The organism is Arthrobacter globiformis, from assembly GCF_003261175.1.
Lineage (GTDB): Bacteria > Actinomycetota > Actinomycetes > Actinomycetales > Micrococcaceae > Arthrobacter > Arthrobacter globiformis_A.
Genome location: NZ_QLNP01000090.1, coordinates 1 through 22,137 on the forward strand (window position 1 = coordinate 1; position 22,137 = coordinate 22,137).

16 protein-coding genes are annotated in these 22,137 nt (G+C 65.0%); 7 read left to right on the top strand and 9 right to left on the bottom strand.

Annotated features, from left to right (window positions below; genetic code table 11):
* Positions 1-1,173, top strand: a 1,173-nt coding sequence (locus DBZ45_RS14520; RefSeq protein ID WP_111904493.1) for an NAD-dependent succinate-semialdehyde dehydrogenase, incomplete at its 5' end; no start/stop codon positions are given.
* 236 nt (positions 1,174-1,409) lie between these two features.
* Here the strand turns inward: DBZ45_RS14520 and DBZ45_RS14525 are convergent.
* The 3 genes from DBZ45_RS14525 to DBZ45_RS14535 are packed head-to-tail and all read right to left on the bottom strand — an operon-like array spanning position 1,410 to position 4,376.
* The gene (locus tag DBZ45_RS14525) at positions 1,410-2,003 is read right to left on the bottom strand and encodes a hypothetical protein (protein WP_111904596.1); all 594 of its coding nucleotides are present in this window, start codon (positions 2,001-2,003) and stop codon (positions 1,410-1,412) included.
* Positions 2,004-2,018: 15 nt separating this feature from the next.
* A complete protein-coding gene (locus DBZ45_RS14530) occupies positions 2,019-3,167 on the bottom strand; it encodes a zinc-dependent alcohol dehydrogenase (protein WP_111904597.1) in 1,149 nt (382 codons plus the stop codon).
* Between the two features lie 60 nt (positions 3,168-3,227).
* Positions 3,228-4,376 carry a glutathione-independent formaldehyde dehydrogenase gene (locus DBZ45_RS14535; RefSeq protein ID WP_111904598.1) on the bottom strand — a complete coding sequence of 383 codons (1,149 nt, stop codon included), beginning with the start codon at positions 4,374-4,376 and terminating at the stop codon, positions 3,228-3,230.
* 360 nt (positions 4,377-4,736) lie between these two features.
* Here DBZ45_RS14535 and DBZ45_RS14540 point away from each other — a divergent pair, with 360 nt between their 5' ends.
* The gene (locus DBZ45_RS14540) at positions 4,737-5,240 is read left to right on the top strand and encodes a hypothetical protein (protein ID WP_146617528.1); all 504 of its coding nucleotides are present in this window, start codon (positions 4,737-4,739) and stop codon (positions 5,238-5,240) included.
* Between the two features lie 438 nt (positions 5,241-5,678).
* Here the strand turns inward: DBZ45_RS14540 and lhgO are convergent, their stop codons facing one another.
* The gene (lhgO, locus tag DBZ45_RS14545) at positions 5,679-6,911 is read right to left on the bottom strand and encodes an L-2-hydroxyglutarate oxidase (protein ID WP_111904600.1); all 1,233 of its coding nucleotides are present in this window, start codon (positions 6,909-6,911) and stop codon (positions 5,679-5,681) included.
* Between the two features lie 32 nt (positions 6,912-6,943).
* Between lhgO and DBZ45_RS14550 the strand changes: the two genes are divergently transcribed.
* On the top strand, positions 6,944-7,660 hold the full coding sequence (locus tag DBZ45_RS14550) for a GntR family transcriptional regulator (protein ID WP_111904601.1): 717 nt from the start codon (positions 6,944-6,946) through the stop codon (positions 7,658-7,660).
* Between the two features lie 14 nt (positions 7,661-7,674).
* Here DBZ45_RS14550 and DBZ45_RS14555 read toward each other — a convergent pair whose 3' ends face one another.
* Positions 7,675-8,781: a zinc-binding dehydrogenase gene (locus DBZ45_RS14555; protein WP_111904602.1), complete on the bottom strand. Its 1,107-nt coding sequence runs from the start codon at positions 8,779-8,781 to the stop codon at positions 7,675-7,677.
* A gap of 21 nt (positions 8,782-8,802) precedes the next feature.
* Positions 8,803-10,116 carry an MFS transporter gene (locus DBZ45_RS14560; RefSeq protein WP_111904603.1) on the bottom strand — a complete coding sequence of 438 codons (1,314 nt, stop codon included), beginning with the start codon at positions 10,114-10,116 and terminating at the stop codon, positions 8,803-8,805.
* Between the two features lie 152 nt (positions 10,117-10,268).
* Between DBZ45_RS14560 and DBZ45_RS14565 the strand changes: the two genes are divergently transcribed.
* The 4 genes from DBZ45_RS14565 (at position 10,269) to metH (ending at position 17,624) form a co-directional block, all read left to right on the top strand.
* On the top strand, positions 10,269-11,750 hold the full coding sequence (locus tag DBZ45_RS14565; RefSeq protein ID WP_111904604.1) for an NAD-dependent succinate-semialdehyde dehydrogenase: 1,482 nt from the start codon (positions 10,269-10,271) through the stop codon (positions 11,748-11,750).
* Positions 11,751-11,834: 84 nt separating this feature from the next.
* Positions 11,835-12,611: an SDR family oxidoreductase gene (locus tag DBZ45_RS14570; RefSeq protein WP_111904605.1), complete on the top strand. Its 777-nt coding sequence runs from the start codon at positions 11,835-11,837 to the stop codon at positions 12,609-12,611.
* Between the two features lie 766 nt (positions 12,612-13,377).
* Entirely contained in the window at positions 13,378-13,830 is a 453-nt protein-coding gene (locus tag DBZ45_RS14575) for a rhodanese-like domain-containing protein (protein WP_111904606.1), read from the top strand.
* 128 nt (positions 13,831-13,958) lie between these two features.
* Positions 13,959-17,624 carry a methionine synthase gene (gene metH, locus DBZ45_RS14580; RefSeq protein WP_111904607.1) on the top strand — a complete coding sequence of 1,222 codons (3,666 nt, stop codon included), beginning with the start codon at positions 13,959-13,961 and terminating at the stop codon, positions 17,622-17,624.
* Here metH and DBZ45_RS14585 read toward each other — a convergent pair.
* The 3 genes from DBZ45_RS14585 to DBZ45_RS14595 all read right to left on the bottom strand — a co-directional run bounded on the left by DBZ45_RS14585 (position 17,614) and on the right by DBZ45_RS14595 (position 22,071).
* On the bottom strand, positions 17,614-20,508 hold the full coding sequence (locus tag DBZ45_RS14585; RefSeq protein WP_111904608.1) for an ATP-binding cassette domain-containing protein: 2,895 nt from the start codon (positions 20,506-20,508) through the stop codon (positions 17,614-17,616). The two genes, metH and DBZ45_RS14585, sit on opposite strands and share 11 nt — an antisense overlap.
* A complete protein-coding gene (locus tag DBZ45_RS14590) occupies positions 20,505-21,062 on the bottom strand; it encodes a hypothetical protein (protein WP_111904609.1) in 558 nt (185 codons plus the stop codon). The genes DBZ45_RS14585 and DBZ45_RS14590 overlap by 4 nt, the downstream gene beginning before the upstream one ends.
* Positions 21,063-21,150: 88 nt before the next feature.
* Entirely contained in the window at positions 21,151-22,071 is a 921-nt protein-coding gene (locus tag DBZ45_RS14595) for an AEC family transporter (protein ID WP_111904610.1), read from the bottom strand.
* Positions 22,072-22,137 lie beyond the last annotated feature (66 nt).

The window sequence follows — 22,137 nt, forward strand, 5'->3', positions numbered from 1 at the left end:
ATGGGCAAGCCGCTGGCCGAAGCACGCGGCGAAGTCACCTATGGCGCCGAGTTTCTGCGCTGGTTCTCCGAGGAAGCCGTCCGCGCCTTCGGCCGCTACTCCGTCTCCCCGGATGGCAAGTCCCGGCTGCTGGTGACCAAGAAGCCGGTGGGCCCGTGCCTGCTGATCACGCCGTGGAACTTCCCGCTGGCCATGGCCACCCGCAAGATTGCCCCCGCCGTCGCCGCCGGCTGCACCATGGTCCTCAAACCCGCGAAGCTCACCCCTTTGACGTCGATGCTGTTCGCCGCCGTGATGCAGGAGGCCGGCCTCCCAGCCGGGGTGCTCAACGTGATTCCGTCCTCCAGCGCAGGGGCCACCACCGGGCCGCTGATCAAGGACTCCCGGCTGCGGAAGCTCTCCTTCACCGGTTCCACCGAGGTGGGCCGCCGGCTGCTGTCCGACGCCTCCGAGACGGTCCTGCGGACCTCGATGGAACTGGGCGGCAACGCCCCGTTCGTGGTGTTTGAAGACGCCGACGTCGATGCCGCCGTCGCCGGCGCCATGCTGGCCAAGCTGCGGAACATGGGCGAGGCCTGCACCGCCGCGAACCGCTTCATCGTGCACGAGTCCGTCGCCGACGAATTCGCCGAGAAGTTCGCCGCGAAGATGAAGGACATGACCACCGCCCGCGGCACCGAGCCCGAGTCCAAGGTGGGCCCGCTGATCGACGCGAAGAGCCGGGACAAGGTCCACGAACTGGTCACCGATGCCGTCTCCGCGGGTGCCACCACCGTGGTGGGCGGCGCGCCCGTGGACGGGCCGGGCTACTTCTACCAGCCCACCATCCTTAAGGGCGTCACCGAGGGAACCCGGATCCTGTCCGAGGAGATCTTCGGCCCGGTCGCCCCGATCATCACGTTCTCCTCCGAGGACGAGGCCGTGCGCCTGGCCAACAACACCGAATACGGGCTGGTGGCCTACGTCTTCACGAAGGACCTCAACCGCGGCATCCGGATGGGCGAGCGGCTCGAGACCGGCATGCTGGGCCTGAACGCCGGCGTCGTCTCCAACGCCGCGGCACCCTTCGGCGGCGTCAAGCAGTCCGGCCTGGGCCGTGAAGGCGGCCTCGAAGGCATCGAGGAATACCTCTACACCCAGTACATCGGCATCGCCGACCCCTACGCCGGCTAACAAGCCAGGCGCCGGCCAGCGGGCGGGGCAGACCTCCGGCAGAGACGATCCGGCACCCGTTTGCATTCGGCAGCCCTTTTAGACCACAAGCTGGGCTGGGGATGGAATGACAAATGCTCTGGGAACCGCAGTCCTGATCGCGGTCTCCATCAACTTGGTCACGAATCTGGGCCAGGATGACGTGGGGATGTCACCCGCACACGCGCTGCCGGTGACACCCTTCGACCCCTGGCAGATCAGTCGTCAGCCTGTGTGCGCCCCTTTCGCAAGGTCTTATAGGCCGTTGCGAGCCCTACGGCCGCCAGCACCCAGGGTCCGGCGACGATGATTGGGTCGATCCATTGGTGGTTGGTGTCGGCGCGTTTTTGTCCGTATCGGGACTGGATGGGGTGGTGGGAGAACTCGCTGAGCACTCCGGTTTCGGTGATGGGGTTGTCCGGGTGCAGGGTCGCCAGAGACTTCAGGTGGTGTTCCGTGGCGTCCACGCGGTCAGCGGCGATGAGCAGCAGCCAATGCGCGGCCCGGCCTTCGCTGTATTTGTAGGCGTATTTCCGGATGGCGCCGGAGACCCCGGCGGGAGGCGTGGAGGTCCCGAAGACCGGGGGTAGGAATGCGTGTTCGACGGAGCGTTCCCGGGGCCATTTTTCGGGTTGGCGTTCGGGGAAGTCCCAACGCGCGCCTGTCTCGATTCCGGGTTGTTCGCGGGGGTAGGAGGGGCGGTCTGCGTGGTCGAGGTCTGCGCCCCATCCTGGGATTTGGGCCCGGAGGTCTTCGGCGGACCTGGGTGGGATGCGTTTGTTGGCAATGTATGGTGTGGCTGTCTCGGTCATGGTGCAGGTCTCCTTTCAGGACTGGCCGGCGACTACGAGCGGCTTGATGATGTTGTCCAGTTTGGCGGAGAAGATGTGGTATCCCTCTGCGATGTGTTCCAAGGGGATGCGGTGGGTGACGATGTCGCTGGGTTTCAGGTAGCCGTTACGGATGTGCTCGAAGAGCCGCGGCCATTGGCGTTTGACCGGGCACTGGTTCATCCGCAGGGTCAGGCCCTTGTTCATGGCGTCGCCGAACTTCACGGCGCTGAAGAGCGGTCCGTAGGCCCCCACCACGGATACCGTCCCGCCTTTCCGGACCGAATCGATAGCCCAGTTCAGGGCAATGGGGGAGCCGCCCTGCAGCTTCAGTTTCGCGGCGGTCACGTGCTGGAGGAAGTTGCCGTCCGCTTCGGCCCCCACTGCGTCAATGACGACGTCGGCGCCCAGGTAGTCGGTCTCCTTCTTCAGGTGCACCACGATGTCGTCGTACTCGGTGAAGTTGTACGTCTCGGCGTGCGCGAAGGTCCGCGCCTTTTCCAGCCGGTACTCCAGGTGGTCGATGACGATCACGCGCCCTGCGCCCATCAGCCAGGAGGACTTGGCCGCGAACAGGCCGACGGGCCCGGCCCCGAACACCACCACGGTGTCGCCCTCAACGATGTCGCCCAGTTGGGCGCCGAAGTAGCCGGTGGGGCAGGCGTCGGTGAGCAGCACGGCGTCCTCTTCGTCCATCCAGTCAGGAATCTTCGAAGGCCCCACGTCCGCGAAGGGGACACGGACGAATTCTGCCTGGCCGCCGTCGTAGCCTCCGCAGGTGTGGGAGTAGCCGTAGATGCCGCCCACCGCCGTGGCGTTGGGGTTCACGTTGTGGCAGTTGGAGTACAGGCCACGGGAGCAGAAGTAGCAGGAGCCGCAGTAGACGTTGAACGGCACCATCACCCGGTCGCCCACCGACACGTTCTGCACCGAGGAGCCCACTTCATGCACAGTGCCCACGAACTCGTGCCCGAACGTCATCCCCACCCGGGTGTCCGGCATCATGCCGTGATAAAGGTGCAGGTCCGACCCGCAAATGGCGCCCCTGCTCACCCTCACGATCGCGTCGTTCGGGTGCTCGATCTTCGGAATGTCTTTTTCTTCGACCCGTACTTTGTACGGTCCGCGGTAAACCATTGCCCGCATCAGTACCACGTCCTGTAAATCGTTCGTTTCAACATCGAAGGTTCTCCTGTCCGGGTTCTGTCAGGTTCCGGCCGGGTGGAGGACGACTTTGGTCCAGCCGTCTTCGCGGCTGTCAAAGTTCCGGTAGCCCTCGGGGGCCTGATCCAGCGGCAGTTCGTGGCTGACGATGAAGGAGGGGCTGGCCTTTCCGCCCGCGATGAGGTCGCGCAGGGCCCGGTTGTACTTCTTGACCGGGCACTGACCCGATCCCATCGTCTGTCCCTTGAACCAGAAGTTTCCGTAGTCGAAGGCCAGCTTGCCCTGCTGGGCGAGCTTGTCGGGGGACCCAGGGTCCTGGGGAATGAACACGCCTACCACGCCGATGCCGCCGACGAACCGGACGGAGTCCACGAGCCGGTTCAGGGTCAGGTTGGGCTGTTCGTTTCCGGCCGGGTCGTGCGCCTGGTAGCCGACGCATTCACAGCCCCGGTCGGCCCCGAATCCCATGGTCTGGTCCTTGACGAACTCGACAGGGTCCACCGCGGAATCGTCCACCGGGATGGCGCCGATCTGTTCCGCCAGCTTCAGGCGGTCTTTTTGGCGGTCCACCACCATGACCTTGCCGGCGCCCTTGATAATGGCCGAGTAGGCGGCCATCAGTCCGACGGGTCCTGCACCGTAAATGACGACGGAGTCGCCCGGGTAGACTCCGGCCATCTCGGTGGCGTGCCAGCCCGTGGGGAAGATGTCGGCGACCATGACGTAGTCGAGTTCTTTCTCCGCTGCGTCTTCGCCCAGGCGCAGGCAGTTGAAGTCCCCATAGGGCACGCGCAAGTACTCGGCCTGGCCGCCCTGGTACGGGCCCATGTCCGCGAACCCGTAGGCCGCGCCGGCGAGCTTGGGTTCGGGCTGCATGGTGAGGCAGTAGTTGGTGAAGCCGCGTTCGCAGTTTTTACAGAATCCGCAGGCGATGTTGAACGGCAGCACGACACGCTCGCCCACCTTTACTTTGCTCACCGCCGGGCCGACCTCCACCACCTCACCCAGGTTTTCGTGCCCGAAGGAGCGGCCGGGTTCAAAGCTCGTGCGGCCTTCGTACATGTGCAGGTCCGAACCGCAGATGTTAGTCGTAGTGATCCGCACCAGCACGTCGGCGGGGTGCTCAATTTTGGCGTCGGGGATCTCCTCGACACTGACGTCTTTCGGTCCTTTGTAAACTACTGCTTTCACTGTTCCGCTCTCTTCCTGTGTCCACCCTGCGGGGCGCGGACGTGTGCCGTCCAGGGCGCACGTCACCCGGGTACGCGTACGTGAGCCGCAAGGGAGTGGGGATACTATTTGGACCTCTGAGTCCCCCCAAAAATGGGCGGGAGGCCCAGGATTAAGGCGGCTGGCATTCCCGGAAAACCGGGCTGACAGACACCTTTGCGAAATAGGTACCTAAGGAGCCTCAATACTAAGCACCCTTAGTAGGGATGTCGAGGGGTCGCGTTGACTCATGGGAAAAGGTCCGCGTAGCGGGATACATTGCCTTATTGGAAAAGGTCCAGAAAGAGGCGGGACGGACATCCTTGAGGGATGGGACTGACGATGAGCCAGCGTAAGGCCGTCACGGTGATCAAGGCCCGGGCGTATGCCCGCGGGAGCAGGACAGAGAAGGTGCGGATCCTGGATGAGTTTGTGGAGCTGACGGGCTGGAACCGGGACTATGCGCGGCGGGCTTTGCGGGAGGCTTTGGAACTAAGCCCTGTGCGGGCCCGTCCGCTTCGGCCCCCGGTTTATGGTCCGCGGGTGATCGAGGCGCTGGTGGTCTGCTGGGCGGTGCTGCGGGCTCCTGCCGGCAAGAGATTCGCGCCGAGGCTGCCGATGCTCGTGCCCTTGCTGCGCCGGGACGGGAACTGGACCGGCATGCTGTCAGTGCCAGGCAGCATTGAGATGCTCGACAGGAAGCAGAAGACGACGACGATGATGGAGCCGCTGTTCGTCCGGGACCTGGGACTACTGATCGCCCTCCCGCTGCGGACTGGCGAGCCGTCCACAGCGGCCGCCCCTCGCAACTCGCTCAAAACGCGCTTCCTGGCCGCACATTTTTGATTTCGGACAGCGCCGGAGGTGCTGTCTGGGTTTTTGTTTGTTGACCCGGTGCAGGCGGAGTTGTAAGGCCCTGCCGTGGGAGGTGCGGGATCCTAGGTCCCCGAAGAACTCGTCCACGGATTTGAGGGCATATCAGCTTGATGCGCTCCAGCCTAGAGGGGCTGGCCGGTAGGACCTGCGGGCAGCCCCCGCCGGCCAGTCTCAGGGCGTTTGCGCACGTAACAGGCAATTTTTCTGCTTCAACTGACGCGGTACCGGGTGGCAGTGGGCGGAGGAGGAGTGATCGTTCATCTGATGCAATAGTCACTGTTCTACTAGACATAAGATCCAGTGCTGGCGATCCGAAAAACGGTCGGGGGGCGCGCGTGGGGCCGCCCATGGCTACGCCCCGCCAGCCATGGGCGGCCCCGCAAAGAATTGGTACACCGCGTCCCGTTCCTATGCCACTTGGGCGAGGGCTTCCTCGACGATGTGTTCGGCGATGGCGAGGGAAGCCGTCGCCCCGGGGGAAGGTGCGTTGCGAACCTGAACGAGCCTGCCGGTGGAGCGGATAACGAAGTCGTCTACAAGGCTTCCGTCCGAGTTGAGGGCCTGCGCGCGGATACCGCGCACGCCCTTGACCACATCGGCTGACTCGATGGCCGGCACGAACTTGCGGGCTTCCTCAACAAAGGCTTTCTTGCTGACCGCAGTGCGGACCTGTTGGAGCGTCGCGGGAATGTTATCGGCAGCGAATTTCCAGAAGCCCGGGTACGTGAGCGTGTCTGCGAGGTCGCGGAGGTTGGGTGCATTGTTCCGGTAGTTTTCCCGGGCAAGTGACAGGAAGGCGTTGGGGCCGAGCATGACGGCGCCGTCCACGCGCTTGGTCAGGTGCACGCCGAGGAAGGGGTACCGGGGGTCCGGGACAGGGTAGATGAGCCCGTTGACCAGTGAGGAGCGCTCGGGCCGGAGCAGGAAGTAGTCGCCGTAGAACGGCACGATCTGCGGTCCGTCGTCCTTCTTCCCGGGGGTACCCGTCCGGCCAGTGACGGTGTTGGCGAGCCTGTCGGACTGCAGGCCGGCGCACGTGATGACGAGGTCGAAGGCCTCAGTGTCGAAGCCGGAGCCGGAGACCCTGACCTCGGATCCGGTCACGTCCAGCCCGGTGACAAAGGCGCCGAGACGGATCTGGCCGCCGTTGGCCTCGACGTCCTTGCCGAGCGACCGGGTCAGTGCGGGGTAGTCGATGATGGCGGTGTGAGGGGAGTGCAGCGCGGCGATGCCTCCGGTGCAGGCGGGTTCCAGCTCACGCAGCCGGTCGCGGTCGATAATGGCGACGTCCGGGACGCCGTTAGCCTTGGCCCGCTCGAAGATGCTGTGCAGCCGGTCGAGCTCGAGGCTGTTGTGCGCTACGACCACCTTTCCGCACTCGTCGTAGGCGATGTTGTTCTCGGCGGCGTATTCGGCCAGCAGATCAACCCCGCGGCGGCAGAGCCGGGCCTTGAGCGACCCGGGTTCGTAGTAGAGGCCGGCGTGGACGACGCCGGAGTTGTGGCCGGTCTGGTGTCCGGCCAGGTCGGACTCTTTCTCAAAGAGGGTGACCTGGGCGCCGTCGACCATCCGGGACAGCTGCCTGGCCACGGCGGTGCCAATGATTCCGCCGCCGATCACTGCAATTCGATTCGTTGTCATTACTTTTCTTCCGTTGCTGAAATGATGGTGAAGTGAAAAAACTGAGCCGTAGTACGTCCCTTACCGATCAAGCCGTGGAGCTTTTTCGTGAAGCGATCACTTCCGGCGAGTTGGTTGCAGGCGAAACGTATTCGGCCAACAGCCTGGGTGAGCGCATCGGCGTCTCCAGAACCCCGGCCCGCGAGGCCCTGCTTCAGCTGGCCCGGGCGGGGATGATCCGGATTGACAAGAACAAGGGGGCCACGATCCTCGCGACCACGCTCACCGATCTGGTGGAGGTCTTCCAGATCCGGATGATGCTTGAAGTACCCGCCGCGGCCAGGGTCGCCCGGACCGTTTCCGAGGCGGGATTGAGCCGCATCCTCGAGTGTTTCGCCGATATGCAGGCCGCTGCCGACGTGGATGACGCCCAGGCAACCCTTCGGGCCGACCGCGATTTCCACCTGCAGATTATGGAGAATGCAGGCAACAAGAAACTGGTCGACGTCCTTGAAAACCTCCGCAATTTGGTGCTGACGAGGGGGGTGGGGACCGCCCCGGCCGCCCGATCCTGCCAGGACGTCGTCGATGACCACCTCGACATTGTCGAAGCGATCTCAGCGCATGACGGACCGGCGGCCGCAGCCGCCATGCGCCGCCACATCCTCAATACGGCAGAGCTGCTGATCGCGCAGGAAGCCGGGGACAACCAGGAGTTCGACGCCGCCGCCGTCACCGAGGCCCTGCGGTGGCCCAACGTCTATTCCTGAGCCGCCTGTGAGGATCAGGGCCTGAGCACTGCCTTAGTGCACTGTCCCGCGGCGACGGTATCCATTGCATCATTGACGTCTTCGAGGGCGAAGACAGTCAAGAGCGCGCCCAGGTCATGCCGTTTGCGGAGCTGGGAAAGCGACTCCACATATTTCACGTAATGGGCTTCAGCGAAACCCCATGAGCCGAAGATCTTGAGCTGCTTTTTCGTGATGTAGTGCGGATTGATGGGCGTGGCCCCGTGGTCGGTGTATTGTCCCAGAACCAGGACCTGTCCGTTGGGGCGGGCCAAGTCCAGGCTTTCTGCCACCGCTGCCGGCACCCCGGCGCATTCGATAACTACGTCCGCGCCCCGTTCCTGCGGGGTCATCTGCCGAAGCTTCTCCAGGCGCGCGGCGGGGTCCGTGTAGATGCCCATGTCTATGACCTCGTCGCAAGCGCCGATCTCAAGGGCCAGTTCAAGGCGGGACGCCGGTGCGCCGAGGAGGATGACCTTGTCCGCGCCCATTTGCTTGGCGTAGATCGCTGCGGCAAGTCCAACGGGGCCGCTGCCTTGCACTGCTACCGTGTCTCCAGGGTGGATCGTGAGGTTTTCCAGCATGCCGTGGAGAGCGGTGGGGCCGGCGCAGCCCAGAGCGATCACTTCCTCGAAGGTCACATCATCGGGGATCCGGATGATCGCCGTGCCGGCTTCGAGGGCGATCTGGCCGGCCATCCCGCCGAGCAAATGCGGGGCGTCGCTGCTGGTCCGGTTGATGCCGTAGATTTTGCGGGATTTACACAGGGTGCGTTCTTTGAGGACGAGGCACTCATGGCAACGGCCGCAGGGAATGTTGTTGGACCAGACAACTCTGTCGCCCACCCGGAGCGGCGCGCCATTGATGTCGGTCGACAGCGCCGGATCGAGAGCCGCGATGGTGCCGACGGCTTCGTGGCCCATGACGATGGGCATGGGAACAGGGAGATTCCCTGACTTTAGATGGATGTCGGTGCCGCAGATGCCCGCGTAGGCCACCGCGACCACGGCGCCTCCGCTAGACGGGGCGGGTGCAGGGAATTCCTGCAGTTCCAGCGGCTTGTTCACAGCCGTGAGGACAGCGGCCTTGATGAGCTCGGTCACGAAATTTTCCTTTTACGATCTTTAGATGTGTGTGAGTTCTTCGGCCCGGAGGGCCGTTGCGCCCTTGCGTTCCTTGCCGAGGGTGATCGCGAGCAGCCCGATGAGCGCGGCTCCCGCGATGTAGAGCGCGACACCCCAAGACGCGCCTGTTTCCGTGTACAGCAGGGCAGCCAGGAAGGGGGCCGGTGCCGAGGTGATGATGCCGCCGATCTGGTAGGCCAGCGAGGCACCTGTGAAACGAACCTCCGGCTCGAAAAGCTCGGGGATAAAGCTCGCGATGACGGAATATGCCATGGCATGGGCCACGGGCAGGGCGAGGACCATGGCCAGGACGATCAGGAGTGTCTCTCCCGTGTCGACCAGCAGGAATACCGGGTAGGCCAAGACGGCGACGGCCAGGGCTCCGGCCTGGAGGACCTTCTTCTTGCCAAGCCTGTCCGCCACTGTAGCGACCAGGGGGATGGTGAAGACCTGGATAAAGGCGGCGAAGATAACGGAGAGGAAAATGACGTCCCGGCTGACCCCGACTACTCCGGGGCCGTAGCTGAGCATGTAGACGGAACAGATGTAGAAGATGATGTTCGGCGAGGCCATGGCCAGGGAGCCCAGGATGAGCGGCTTCTTGGCGCTCCGGAATACTTCGAGGAAGGGCACCCGGACGTCTTTCTCGTCCGACTTCATCTTGAGGAACTCCGGCGATTCGGAGACGCGCAGCCGGATGAAGAGTCCCACCACGATCAACAGTGCCGAGAGGAGGAATGGGATGCGCCAGCCCCAGGTGTTGAAGAACTCGGCCGGGGTCTTCTGCATGAGGAAGAAGATGCCGCTGGAGAGCACGAGGGCCGCAGGTACGCCGCACTGGGTCCACGAGGCGTAGAAGGCGCGGCGGTTTGCGGGAGCGTGCTCAAGTGCCATCAGCACGGCCCCGCCCCATTCACCGCCGACGGCAAGGCCCTGCAGGAAGCGCAGGGCAACGAGGATGATCGGCGCAGCGATGCCGATCGCGTCGTAGTTTGGGAGGAGGCCGACGATAAACGTTGATGCACCCATCATCAGGAGGGACCACACCAGCATCTTCTTGCGACTGTACTTGTCGCCGAAATGCCCGAAGATGGCGCCCCCGAAGGGGCGGGCAATGAAAGCGACAGCGAACGTGGCGAGGGACGCGAGGGTGGCCGCTGCCGGATCGAGCGTGGGGAAGAACTGGTTGTTCAGGACCAGTACGGCAGCGGTGCCGAAGATGTAGTAGTCGTACCACTCAATGGTGGTGCCGATCATCGAAGCCGCTGCGACTCTCCGGGGAATAGCGCTGGCTGAATCGGTCTTAGTACTCATGGAGGCTCCATTGCCTTTCGGTGCTGGGGAGTTAATTACCTCACACAGGATGTCTGCATGTAACATGTAAGTCAACCGCAGGCCTCATATTTCATGGTTGGACGCCTTCAATTTGCGGACTTGACACCTTCAACAGGGAGCAGAGCACTCACATGGTTGAGATCCCAAGCACCACAAAACTTAACGCCGATCACGGTACCTTCAGTATCCCCACAGGCCTCTTCCTCAATGGAGAGTGGCGGCCCGCGCAGGACGGGGCACTCATCCCGGTGATCAATCCGGCCACCGGTGAAGAGTTTGCAGCCGTCTCCGACGCCTCCCTCAAAGACGCGGCAGACGCCCTCGACGCCGCCTCCGGGGCCCAGGAAACATGGGGGCTCACTAAGCCGCGCGTGCGGGCCGAGCTCCTGCGTAAGGCCTTCGACGCCGTCATCGCCCGCACGGAAGACTTCGCATGGACCGTGGCCACCGAAATGGGCAAGCCCCTGGCGGAGGCCAGAGGCGAAGTAGCGTACGCGGCAGAGTTTCTCCGCTGGTTCTCCGAACAAGTGCCGTCCCAGACCGGCAATTACGGGCCCGCGCCCGATGGTGACTACAGGATAATCACCACTTACCAGCCAGTGGGCCCGTCATTGCTGATCACGCCTTGGAATTTCCCCCTCGCCATGGGAACCCGGAAAGTCGGAGCAGCATTGGCCGCCGGCTGCACTGTGATCATCAAGCCGGCCTCCCAGACCCCGTTGACCATGCACCTCTTCGTGGAGGTCCTGCGTTCGGTCGGTATCCCCGATGGCGTGGTTAACCTCGTCACCACCAGCAGGTCAGGGGCACAGTCTTCGGCCCTGATGAGCGATCGGCGCCTGCGCAAAGTCAGCTTTACCGGCTCCACCGGGGTCGGCACGGCACTGCTTAAGCAGGCGGCGGACAACGTCATGGCATCCTCCATGGAGCTGGGGGGCAACGGGCCATTCCTGGTCCTCTCTGACGCCGACGTCGAGGCGGCCGCGGAGGGGGCGGTCACCGCGAAGTTCCGCAATGCGGGCCAGGCATGCGTCGCGGCCAACCGGATCATTGTTCACAAGGATGTGCTGCCTGCCTTCCGGGAAAGCTTCCTGAAGCGGGTGACCGAACTCCGCATCGGCGCCGGCACAGCCGCCGGAACCACGGTTGGTCCGCTCATCGACGCCAAACAGCGGGACTCCGTGCTGAATCTCCTGGAAACGGCCAAGGGCGAGGGTGCAAATGTTCTCGCGGGCGGCCATGCGATCGAAGGGGAAGGCTTCTTTATGGAGCCCACCGTTATCGACGGGGTGGCGCCGGGCTCCACGATCGCGCGAGCAGAAATCTTTGGTCCCGTCGCTGTTCTTTATGCGGCCGAGTCCGACGACGATGCCATCGACATGGCGAACGACACCGAGTACGGGCTCGTGGCATACCTGTACACCCAGAATCTCAGCAAGGCGATGAGGGCGGCCGAACGCCTGGAGACAGGAATGGTGGGCATCAACAGAGCGATTATTTCCGAGGCGGCCTCACCGTTCGGCGGCATCAAGTCATCGGGTCTCGGCCGCGAAGGTGGACCCACAGGGATCGAGGAATACCAGGACATGAAATACATCGCCCTGACCCTTTGACGCCAAGGAGGCACGCTACGTGAATGCATCAGGACAAGCCCGGATCCACGCCCTTGCACTGCCCCCGGGACGAGGGGCTTCCTAATGGATCTCGGCATTCAGGGGAAAACAGCCTTCGTGGCGGCATCTACCGGCGGCCTGGGATTGGCCGTCGCCTCGGCACTAGCCGGGGAAGGTGCCAATCTCGTTATTACGGGCCGACGCGGCGAGGAGGCCAGATGCATCGCAGCAGAGTTACCAGCCGCAGCGATCGGTGTTGAGGCGGATCTCTGCACGCATGACGGCCTCACCGCGGCTGTTGCAGCCGCTAACGCACGCTTTGGGTCGGTGGACATCCTTGTGCTTAACGGACCCGGGCCGGCCCCGGGAACAGCGGCTGGCCTCAGCAGTGCAGATATGTCCTCCGCGTTTGATCTCTTGCTTCGGCCCCAGCACGCACTCGTAAGCAGTTTTCTGCCCGGCATGAGAAACCGTCGTTGGGGCCGGGTTCTGGCAATAGGTTCAAGTGGCGTGGCCGCCCCATTGCCAAATCTGGCGCTGTCCAACACCGGCCGGGCCGCCCTGGCCGGGTACCTGAAAACGCTCGCGGCGGAGGTGGCTTCGGACGATGTCACAGTCAACATGCTGCTTCCTGGACGAATCGCGACGGAGCGGACCCGTTGCCTTGACCAGGCCGCGGCTCGACGGCGCGGAGTCACGGCTGAGGTGATCGAGGCAGAATCGCGTGCATCCATACCGGCGGGGCGCTACGGAAGCACCGAGGAGTTCGGAGCGACGGCGGCTTTTCTGTGCAGCGGTCTTGCCTCGTATGTCACTGGCACAGCGCTTCGCTGCGACGGAGGGCTAGTCCGGACCCTGTGAATGGCAGTTGGCGCTTTCGACCGCGGCTTCGCGTGCGGTCGAAAGCGCCTGCACCCCTGTTCTTCAGGAATTTAACATGACGCATCGGCAATATTTGGTGGCGCTCGCCCTGTGGGAGAAAAGCCCCCGTCCGGGCCGGGAGATCAGTGAGCTGTTGCCGGAACCGGAAGCCTTTCGCCAGTGCTCCTGCAGCTTGAAGAAGTCGGCTACATCCATAACGTGCCCGTTCAGGACCACAAGGATCCATCGACGGTAAGCCTCACCGCCCAAGGGGTGGCCTCCACAGGAGACTGCTAGTGATTTCGGCAAAAGCGCCACGAGCGACGGCCCGAATCAGCCCCTTTTACAGGCGCTCCCCCGCCTGCTTTGTATTGGCAAGCACGGTTATTCGTGAGCCGGGAGTAAACCCCGCCGCCTAACGGCTTGCCTTAGTTTCGGCCGCGATGGCAAACGCAGACTGGGAGCGCCTTCGCGAGGCTGCTTTGGAGGCCCAAAATCAGGCAGTCATCCTCTTCGTTGTCGATCCCGCCGCTCTCGACCGGGTTATCCGATTTTGGTTGCGGACCTTGCTGAGGCCTCTCGCCAGCCGTTTCGGTGCGTGGCGCGCGAGTCGTCAAGGAACTTAGGTGGGGGCGCGCAACCTGGAGTCCCGATCTGATCTCCCGTTGACCCGACTTCCTTCATACCCTTGAATCGACGCCCAAAATAGCTCATCATTTCGCTTCACGACGGTACGACCGACCGATCAGCAGGCAAAGCGAGGAAAATGGTGAAGCGGTGTCATATCTCCGAGGACGGCGTCGCGATCTGCCAAGGCAGTTTAGATTCGAGCGATTCCCCCGGGACTTTTACGATCAACGAATTACTACTTGAGAGCCGCATCGGGCTCGAGCGTGTTCACGCTTCGGATCTTGAGCGGGAGATGGCCGCGGGCGCCCTTGTTGTTGACACACGGCCGGTCGATCAGCGAGACCGCGACGGTGGCATTCCGGGAGCGGTCGTCATTGACCGAAACGTTCTCGAGTGGCGGCTCGATCCTTCCAGCCCGCACCGGCTCCCGATTGCTGGCGACCCCGCTCGGCGTATCGTAATCGTCTGCAATGAGGGCTACAGCTCCAGCCTCGCAGCACACACCCTGCAGCGGCTGGGGCTGACACGCGCGACCGACCTTATCGGCGGTTTCCAAGCCTGGGCAGCACTGCGCAAGCAGTCCGACTAAACAACTTGCCTGAGCTAAAGACATCGACGATGCGCTAGCAGCGGCGAGCCTGACTTCGGTGCGCCCCCCAGGGCGTAGCACATGGAAATACGGCGCACTGTTACAGGCCCCGGCCGTAGTCTGTTTATATGCCTCGTTTTGCGCTTGATATCGACTCCGTCCCCCGCCCCGACCGTTCGCAGGAGCTTCTCGATGCAGTGAACCAACGGGTCGTCATTGCCGACGGGGCGATGGGCACCATGCTGCAGGACCGCGAACTGTCGCTCGAGGCCGACTTCCAGAACCTCGAGGGCTGCAACGAGATCCTCAACGACACGCGCCCTGATGTCATCGGGGACATCCACGACGCCTACTTCGCCACAGGCATCGACGCGGTCGAAACCAACACCTTCGGTGCGAACTGGTCAAATCTCTCCGACTACGGCATCGACGACCGGATCGAGGAGCTCGCGCGGAAGGGCGCAGAGATCGCCCGCGAGCGTGCCGAAGCGGCAGAAAAAACGGACGGACGCATGCGCTGGGTCCTGGGTTCGATGGGTCCGGGCACGAAGCTGCCCAGCCTGGGACACACCAGCTATGACTACCTCAAGCAGACGTTCGCGCTGCAGGCCCAAGGCCTCATCGACGGCGGGGCGGACGCCTTCCTCATCGAGACGAGCCAGGACCTCCTGCAGACCAAGGCTGCGGTCAACGGCTGCAAGCAGGCCATCGTGGCCCGCGGCATCCGCCTCCCGATTTTCGTCGAGGTGACCGTCGAGACCACCGGAACCATGCTGATGGGATCCGAAATCGGCGCGGCCCTCACCGCGCTCGAACCCCTCGGCGTCGACGCCATCGGCCTGAACTGCGCCACCGGGCCGGACGAGATGAGCGAGCACCTGCGCCACCTGTCCAAGCAGTCCTCCGTGGCGATCGCCTGCATGCCCAACGCAGGCCTGCCCGTGCTTACCGCAGACGGCGCGCACTATCCACTGTCGCCTTCCGAACTCGCCACCTCGCACGAGCAGTTCGTACGGGAGTTCGGTCTGGGCCTGGTGGGCGGATGTTGCGGTACGACGCCGGAGCACATGGCCGCCGTCGTCGAACGTCTTGCGCCCTTCCGCACGGCAGCCCCGGGCACCAACGCTGGTACCAGCGCCGCCAGCGGGAGCAAAACAGCCGGCCGCGTTCCCACCGAACGGGAAGCGGGCATCGCCTCCCTCTACCAGCATGTGAACTTCGACCAGGAATCGTCGTACCTCGCCATCGGTGAGCGCACCAACGCCAACGGTTCGAAGGCGTTCCGCCAGGCGATGCTTGAGGAGCGCTGGGATGACTGCGTCGATATTGCCCGCGAGCAGATCCGCGTCGGTGCACACCTGCTCGACGTGTGCATTGACTACGTGGGGCGCGACGGCGTCGCGGACATCAAGGAGGTCGTCTCACGTTTCGCTTCGGCCTCCACGCTCCCGCTGGTGATCGACTCCACCGAACCGCCCGTGCTGCAGGCCGGGCTCGAACACATCGGCGGGCGTCCGGTCATCAACTCCGTCAACTATGAGGACGGCGACGGCCCGGACAGCCGTTTCGCACGCATCATGCCGCTCGTGAAGGAACACGGCACCGCCGTGATCGCCCTGACCATCGACGAGCACGGCCAGGCACGCACCACCGAGGGCAAGGTGGCGATCGCCTCGCGCCTCATCGACGCCCTGGTGGGTGAATGGGGGATGCGCGTCGAAGACATCATCGTCGACGCCCTGACCTTCCCCATCGCCACCGGCCAGGAGGAGACCCGCCGGGACGGCATCGAAACGATCGAGGCCATCCGCCAGATCACCACGAAGTACCCCGGCGTCCACACCACCCTCGGCGTCTCGAATGTATCTTTCGGCCTGAACCCCGCAGCGCGCATCGTCCTGAACTCGGTGTTCCTGCACGAAGCCGTGGAGGCGGGCCTGTCCAGCGGCATCATCGACGCCGCCAAGATCGTGCCGCTTGCTTCACTGCCGGAGGAGCAGCGCAAGGTGGCACTGGACCTCGTCTGGGACCGCCGCGAATACGACGCCGACGGCAATGTCACGTACGACCCCCTGGCCAGCATGCTGGACATGTTCGCCGGCGTCGACACCGCGGCGCTGCGCGACCAGCGCGCAGCGGAACTTGCTGCGCTGCCCACCGGCGAACGCCTGCAGCGGCGCATCATCGACGGCGAGGGCAAGGGCCTCGAGGAGGACCTCGACCTCGCACGCAGCGAAGGCATGACCCCGCTTGGCATCATCAACGACCAGCTGCTTGAAGGCATGAAGGTGGTGGGCGAACGCTTCGGGGCCGGCGAGATGCAGCTGCCGTTCGTGCTGCAGTCCGCCGAAGTAATGAAGAACGCGGTCGCGCTGCTCGAGCCGCACATGGAGAAATCGGACGCGTCCGGCAAGGGCACCATGGTGATCGCCACCGTGCGCGGCGACGTGCACGACATCGGCAAGAACCTGGTGGACATCATCCTCACCAACAACGGCTACAAGGTGATCAACCTTGGCATCAAGCAGCCGATCGCCGACATCATCGCTGCGGCCGAGGAGCACAATGCCGACGTCATCGGCATGTCCGGGCTGCTGGTGAAGTCCACCGTGGTGATGAAAGAGAACCTGGCCGAGCTGCAGTCCCGTGGCCTCGGGAAGAAGTGGCCGGTGATCCTCGGTGGAGCTGCCCTGACCCGTGCCTACGTCGAGCAGGACCTGGCGGGCCAGTTCGACGGCGAGGTGCGTTACGCGAAGGATGCCTTCGAAGGCCTTTCGCTGATGGAGCCGCTGGTGCGCGTTGCCCGGGGCGAGGCGCCGGACGCCGTCGGCCTCCCCGCTTTGAAGAAGCGCCTCCATCGAACGGGTGCGAAGGTCACGTTGACCGAGCCTGAGGCCATGCCCGGGCGTTCCGACGTGGCCTCCGACAACACCGTGCCTTCGCCGCCGTTCTGGGGTACGCGCATCGTGCGCGGTGTGGCCCTCCACGACTTCGCGGCGTTCCTCGATGAGCGCGCCACGTTCATGGGACAGTGGGGGCTCAAGCCCGGCCGCGGCGAGGACGGCGCCTCCTATGAGGAGCTGGTGGAACGCGAGGGCCGGCCGCGCCTGCGGTACTGGATGGACCGCATCCTCGGCGAGGGCATGCTCGACGCGTCCGTCGCCTACGGCTATTTCCCGGTGGTTTCCGAGGGCGAGCAGGTGGTGGTGCTGCACCACGGTACGGATCCCGACGGCGTCCTCGGCACCCCGGGGCTCCTCGCCCCGGACGGCGGGTCAGGCGGTCCGATCGGCACCGAGCGGCTGCGGTTTGACTTCCCGCGCCAGCGCCGCGACCGGCACCTGTGCCTCGCCGACTTCGTCCGCTCGCGCGAAGCGGGTCAGATCGACGTGCTGCCGGTGCAGCTGGTCACCGCAGGCGGCAACGTCGATGAGGTGACTGCCAAACTTTTCGCCGGCGATCACTACCGGGACTACTACGAGCTCAACGGCCTGGTCATGCAGCTCACGGAGGCGCTCGCGGAGTTCTGGCATGCGCGCATCCGCTCGGAGTTGGGCTTTGCGGCCGAGGAGCCGAAGGACAAGGCCGGGCTGTTCAAGCTCGACTACCGTGGTGCGCGGTTCTCGCTCGGATACCCCGCATGCCCGGACATGGAGGACCGCCGCAAGGTGGTGGAGCTGCTGCACCCCGAGCGGATGGGCGTGGTCCTGAGCGACGAGCTGATGCTGCACCCCGAACAGTCCACCGACGCCTTCGTGTTCCACCACCCGGAGGCGAAGTACTTCAAGGTGTGAGCTGACGCCCGTCCCTGTCCTGTACAGATTGAGCCCGGGCAGGTAGCCCGCCCGGGCTTCCACCCGGGCCGGAGACCGGCTTTACCCGCCGCAGTGCGGCCAGGATTGCCCGCCCCACCACGGTGATTCCGATGATCGTGGTGACGGCGCGAAGGGTGTCCCAGCCCGCCGTCGAGGTCAAAAGCGAGTAGAGCAGGAAGCTGCTGAGGTTGGTGGCCAGCGGCGCGCCGGGCTGGTAGGAGATGCCGGTGCCGGCGCCCACCGCGAAGGGCCAGAACCACAGATTGGTCAGCAGGCCGAACACGTAGGACGCCAGGACGCCGTAGCCGCAAAGCATCCAGAGTTCGGCCCCCCCGCGCACCCGCCGGGGGAGCAGGCCTGCCCCGGCGCCCACCCACGCACAGGCGAAAATCTGGAATGGTGACCACGGGCCGATACCGCTCCACAAGGCGCTTGAGACGGCGATGGTGGCGGCGCCGAGGAGCATGCCGAAACGGGCGCCGAAGGCCCGGCCGGCCAGGATCAGCAGGATAAAGACTGCCTCCACACCCCCGACGCCGGTGCTGGCCACCCGCACCGCCGATCCGACGGCTGCCAGGACGCCGAGCAATGCCACCGTGTGTGCGGAGCGGACCGAGCCGTCGAGGGACACCACGATGGCCACGACGGCCAGGGGGGCAATGGCCAGGGCCGCGTAGGGGACGGCCGCTGCGGCATCCTCGGGGAGTGCCGCAGCGAGCAATGGCCAGCAGAATGCACCGAGAGCCAGAAGGTTTGCAGCCGCGAGGACGATGAGCTCCGCAGTCCGTGGCATGCGGAAGCGGCGGGCTTTCTCCGTAGCTGGAATGTCTGTTCGCCGGTCGATGAACGCTGGTGCTGTGATGCCTGGTGCTGTGATGCGCTGTGGTGTGGCCGGACCGGCCGGGGTGGCGCCGATCGGGACGGCTTCTGCAGACGTTGCTTCTGTCAGGGTTGCGGGGGCGACGCCGTCACGCATCGGGAGGATCCGGGCGCCGAGGCGGTGCGCAAAATCGTGGTCGTGGGTGGCGATCAGGACCGCCGCGCCCTCATCCGCTGCGGCCCGCAGCGCCGCCGAGACTGCTGTGCGTGCCGCAGGATCGAGTCCGCGGGTGGGCTCATCGATCAGGAGTACCTCCGGGCTGTCCATGGTCTGCAGCGCGATGGCGAGGATACGGCGTTCGCCTGCGGAGAGGTCCCGGGGATGCTCGTGCCCAATGGGGATTCGAACGTCTCCCCGCAACCGGGCAAGGTGAGACTCCGCAGACCTTGGACGAATGCGGTCACTGCCGGAGCGACGCAAAGCGCGCGCCTGGCGCCTGTCGGCCGCGCGGAGCTCTGCGGCGACGGTGTCCCTGGTAAAGAGGTCATCGGAGGCGTCCGGCACAAGGGCGACCCGCCCGCCGTCGGCCGTTTTTCCATCGGGCCTGCCTTTACCGAGCGCGAGTGACACAAGCAGGGACGACTTCCCGGCGCCGTTCGGTCCCACCAAGGCGACCACTTCACCGCGGTGCAGGGTCAGGGATGCGCTGCGCACGACCGGCTTGCCCTCGCGGTGCACCGCGAGGTTCGTCGCAGTCAGCACGGGCGCGTGCTGCAGTTGCTGGACGACCGGCTGCGCCGGCGTCGGACGTTCCCTCGCCGGGTGCGAAGGTACGGGCGCCACGCCCGGCACCAGGGCGCCGTCGTCGATGGCCCACCACGAGTCGGCGACGGGCACGAGCGGTTCCGCCCGGTGCTCCGCCACGATAACGCAGACGCCGTCGCGGGCGAGGGCGTTGAGCACCGCAATGACGCGGGTGCGTGCTGCGGTGTCGAGGTCGGCCAGGGGCTCGTCAACCAGGAGGAGGGCCGGGTGCTCCACCACCGCGGCCGCGATGGCTACGAGCGCTGCCTCACCCGCCGAGAGCGTGCTGACATTCCGGTCCAGCAGGGCCGACACTCCGATGCGCTCCGCTACCTCCAGCACGCGGGCTTTGGCGGTGCCGGATGCCACGCCGCGAAGGTCAAGTGCGAGGGCGATTTCGTCCCGGACCCGGGTGGTGGCGAATGCGGCGCGGGGATTCTGCAGGACGACGCCGACGAGGCGGGCGGTATCGCGCGGCGGTGCGGTGGCACGGTCCGTTCCGGCCACGCATACCGTCCCGGAAATTTCCCCGCCGTCAATGTGTGAGAGGAGGCCCGCGAAGCCCCGAAGGATCGTGGACTTGCCGGAGCCGGTGGGCCCGGTAATGGCCGTGATTGAACCGCTCGGCGGCGCAAAATCGGCAACGTGCACCTGCGCGTTACCGATACGGAATCGTGCGCCCCGGACGAGAACCGGTGCTTCGATGCCGCGGACGGGTTGCTGTGCTGCCCGGCTCCCGAAGCCGCGCAGCTCCAGGGCAGCGGCAACCCGGCTTGCGTGCTCGAGGGTGCGCTCGAGCACGGGGACCAGGGCGCGGGGCCCGAAGCGTTCGCCCCGCAACCGAAAAGCGAGGCGCACGGACTTCACGGCGTCGGAGAGCGCCGGGAGCGCCGCCCAGGCCACCACAAGCATCCGGGCGATGCCCTGCATGGGGCCGCCACGGGCCAGGTGCACGAAGCCGCGGGCCACATCCACCCAGGCGTTGAGCACGCCGAAACCAAGGATCATCCCGGCAATAGGCAGGGCGGACAGGACCGCCTCCCACAGGCCGGATGCTGTGACCGGACCGAGGAGGACCACATGGGCGTACGGGGCAGGCAGCGGCACCGGCGGAATGTCGAGCAGAACCGGGCCATCGGTGCCCGCCCCGTTGAAAAGGATGCGGTAGATGACCCGCGCCGCGATGAAGACGACGGCGAGAGCCGCCGCTGCGCGTAACGGCGCGGGTCGAAAGGTCACGCGGCGGGTGTGGCCGGCGCGCCGTCGACCGTGTAGAGCAGTTCCAGGCTCTGTCCCGGGCTGACCTTCAGGGTGGCGAGGCCTTCCTGCGCGTATGCCCAGGCGCCGGAGGCCGGCTTAACCCACAGCGACCAGTAGGCAAAGGCGGCCGGCATCTTCTTGCATTCTTCCCGGTACGTGCCGCCCTTGTGGGTGATGTCGAAGTCTGCGGCCGGCACACCGTTCACACGGCACACCAGTTCCTTGGGATATTGGTCAGTGCCCTCGGTCTTCACCTTGGCCTCGTCGAGCACCTTGGACGCGAGAGTCGGCGCGTCTACAGGCACGCAAACAGAAGTATCAGCAGCGGCCTGCTTCAGGGCGCCCGAAGCGACGACGACCTTCACGCCGGCGCAGGGCCCGGCCGCGGCGCTGGACGAAGCCGCTGCCGTGGAAGCGGGTGCTGAGGTGGACGGCTGGGTGGCGGCCGGCGCGGAGCAGGCGGCGAGAGTAAACAGGAGACCTGCGGCGGCGAGGGAGCTCGCGGCGGCGGTGCGGATCTTAGTCAAAGTCACCAGTCAAGGGTAGGACGCAGCTGGTCCGGATCCGGATGCCGTCGCGTTGTGTGACGTTGGATGGGGGCAAATAAGAATCCGCCGCTCCCTACCCCGCAGCCCAGGCAACCACCAGCAGCGCCCCCACGCACAGGATGGTGGTGCAGAGAATCACGTCGCGGGCCACGGTCATGCCCCGGCCGTAGGGGGAGGCGAAGAGGAAGACGTTCTGCGCGGTGGGCAGCGTCCCCATGATCACACTGGCCAGCAGATGCTGCCCCTCCAGGCCAAAGACATAACGTCCCAGCAGCCAGACAATCGCAGGCATGCCGGCGATCTTCAGAAAGGTTGCCACGAGAGTCTCGGTCCGGCCGTCGTCTTTCTGCAGCGGTGCCCTCCCGGCAAGTGACAGGCCAAAGGCGAGAAGCACCATGGGAACCGCGCCGCCTGCCAGCATGTCGATGGGTTTCTGCAGCAAGTCGGGTTCCTGCCAGCCTGTCAGTGCCACGACGACGCCGAGTGCCGAGGCGATGATCATGGGGTTGGACAGTGGCTGGAGGAGCACCTTCTTCCACGAAATCCGGGCCCCGCCGAAGATCCCCAGCAGCGTGAGGTAGAACGGGGCCAGAACCAGGAGCTGAACCAGCAGCACCGGCGCCACGTGCTGGGCGGTGCCGACAGCGTACAGCGAGACCGGAATGCCGATGTTGTTGGCGTTGGCGTAGCTGCTGGCCATCGCGCCGACGGCGGTCTCCGCAGCAGGGCGCCGGAAGAACAGGAAGCTGAGCAGCCAGTAAAGAAGCCCCACTGCCGCTGCAGAAAGCAGCGCCAGCGGGGCATCGGTGCCGAGGGCCGCCCGGATGTCCGAACCGGCTACCACGGTGTAAAGCAGGGCGGGGTTGGTGATGTAGAAGGCAGTGCGGGTCAGTGCGCCCTGGACTTCCGGCCCCAGAATGCGGAACCTGGCAGCGAGGTAACCGACGGCGATGACTGCCGAAACGATGAGTATTCCGGAGACAACGCCGCCCACTCTTGACCCTTCTGTTCATGTGCACCCCGCACGGCCGTCTCCCCGTTTGCGGAGGAAGGGCGGCCG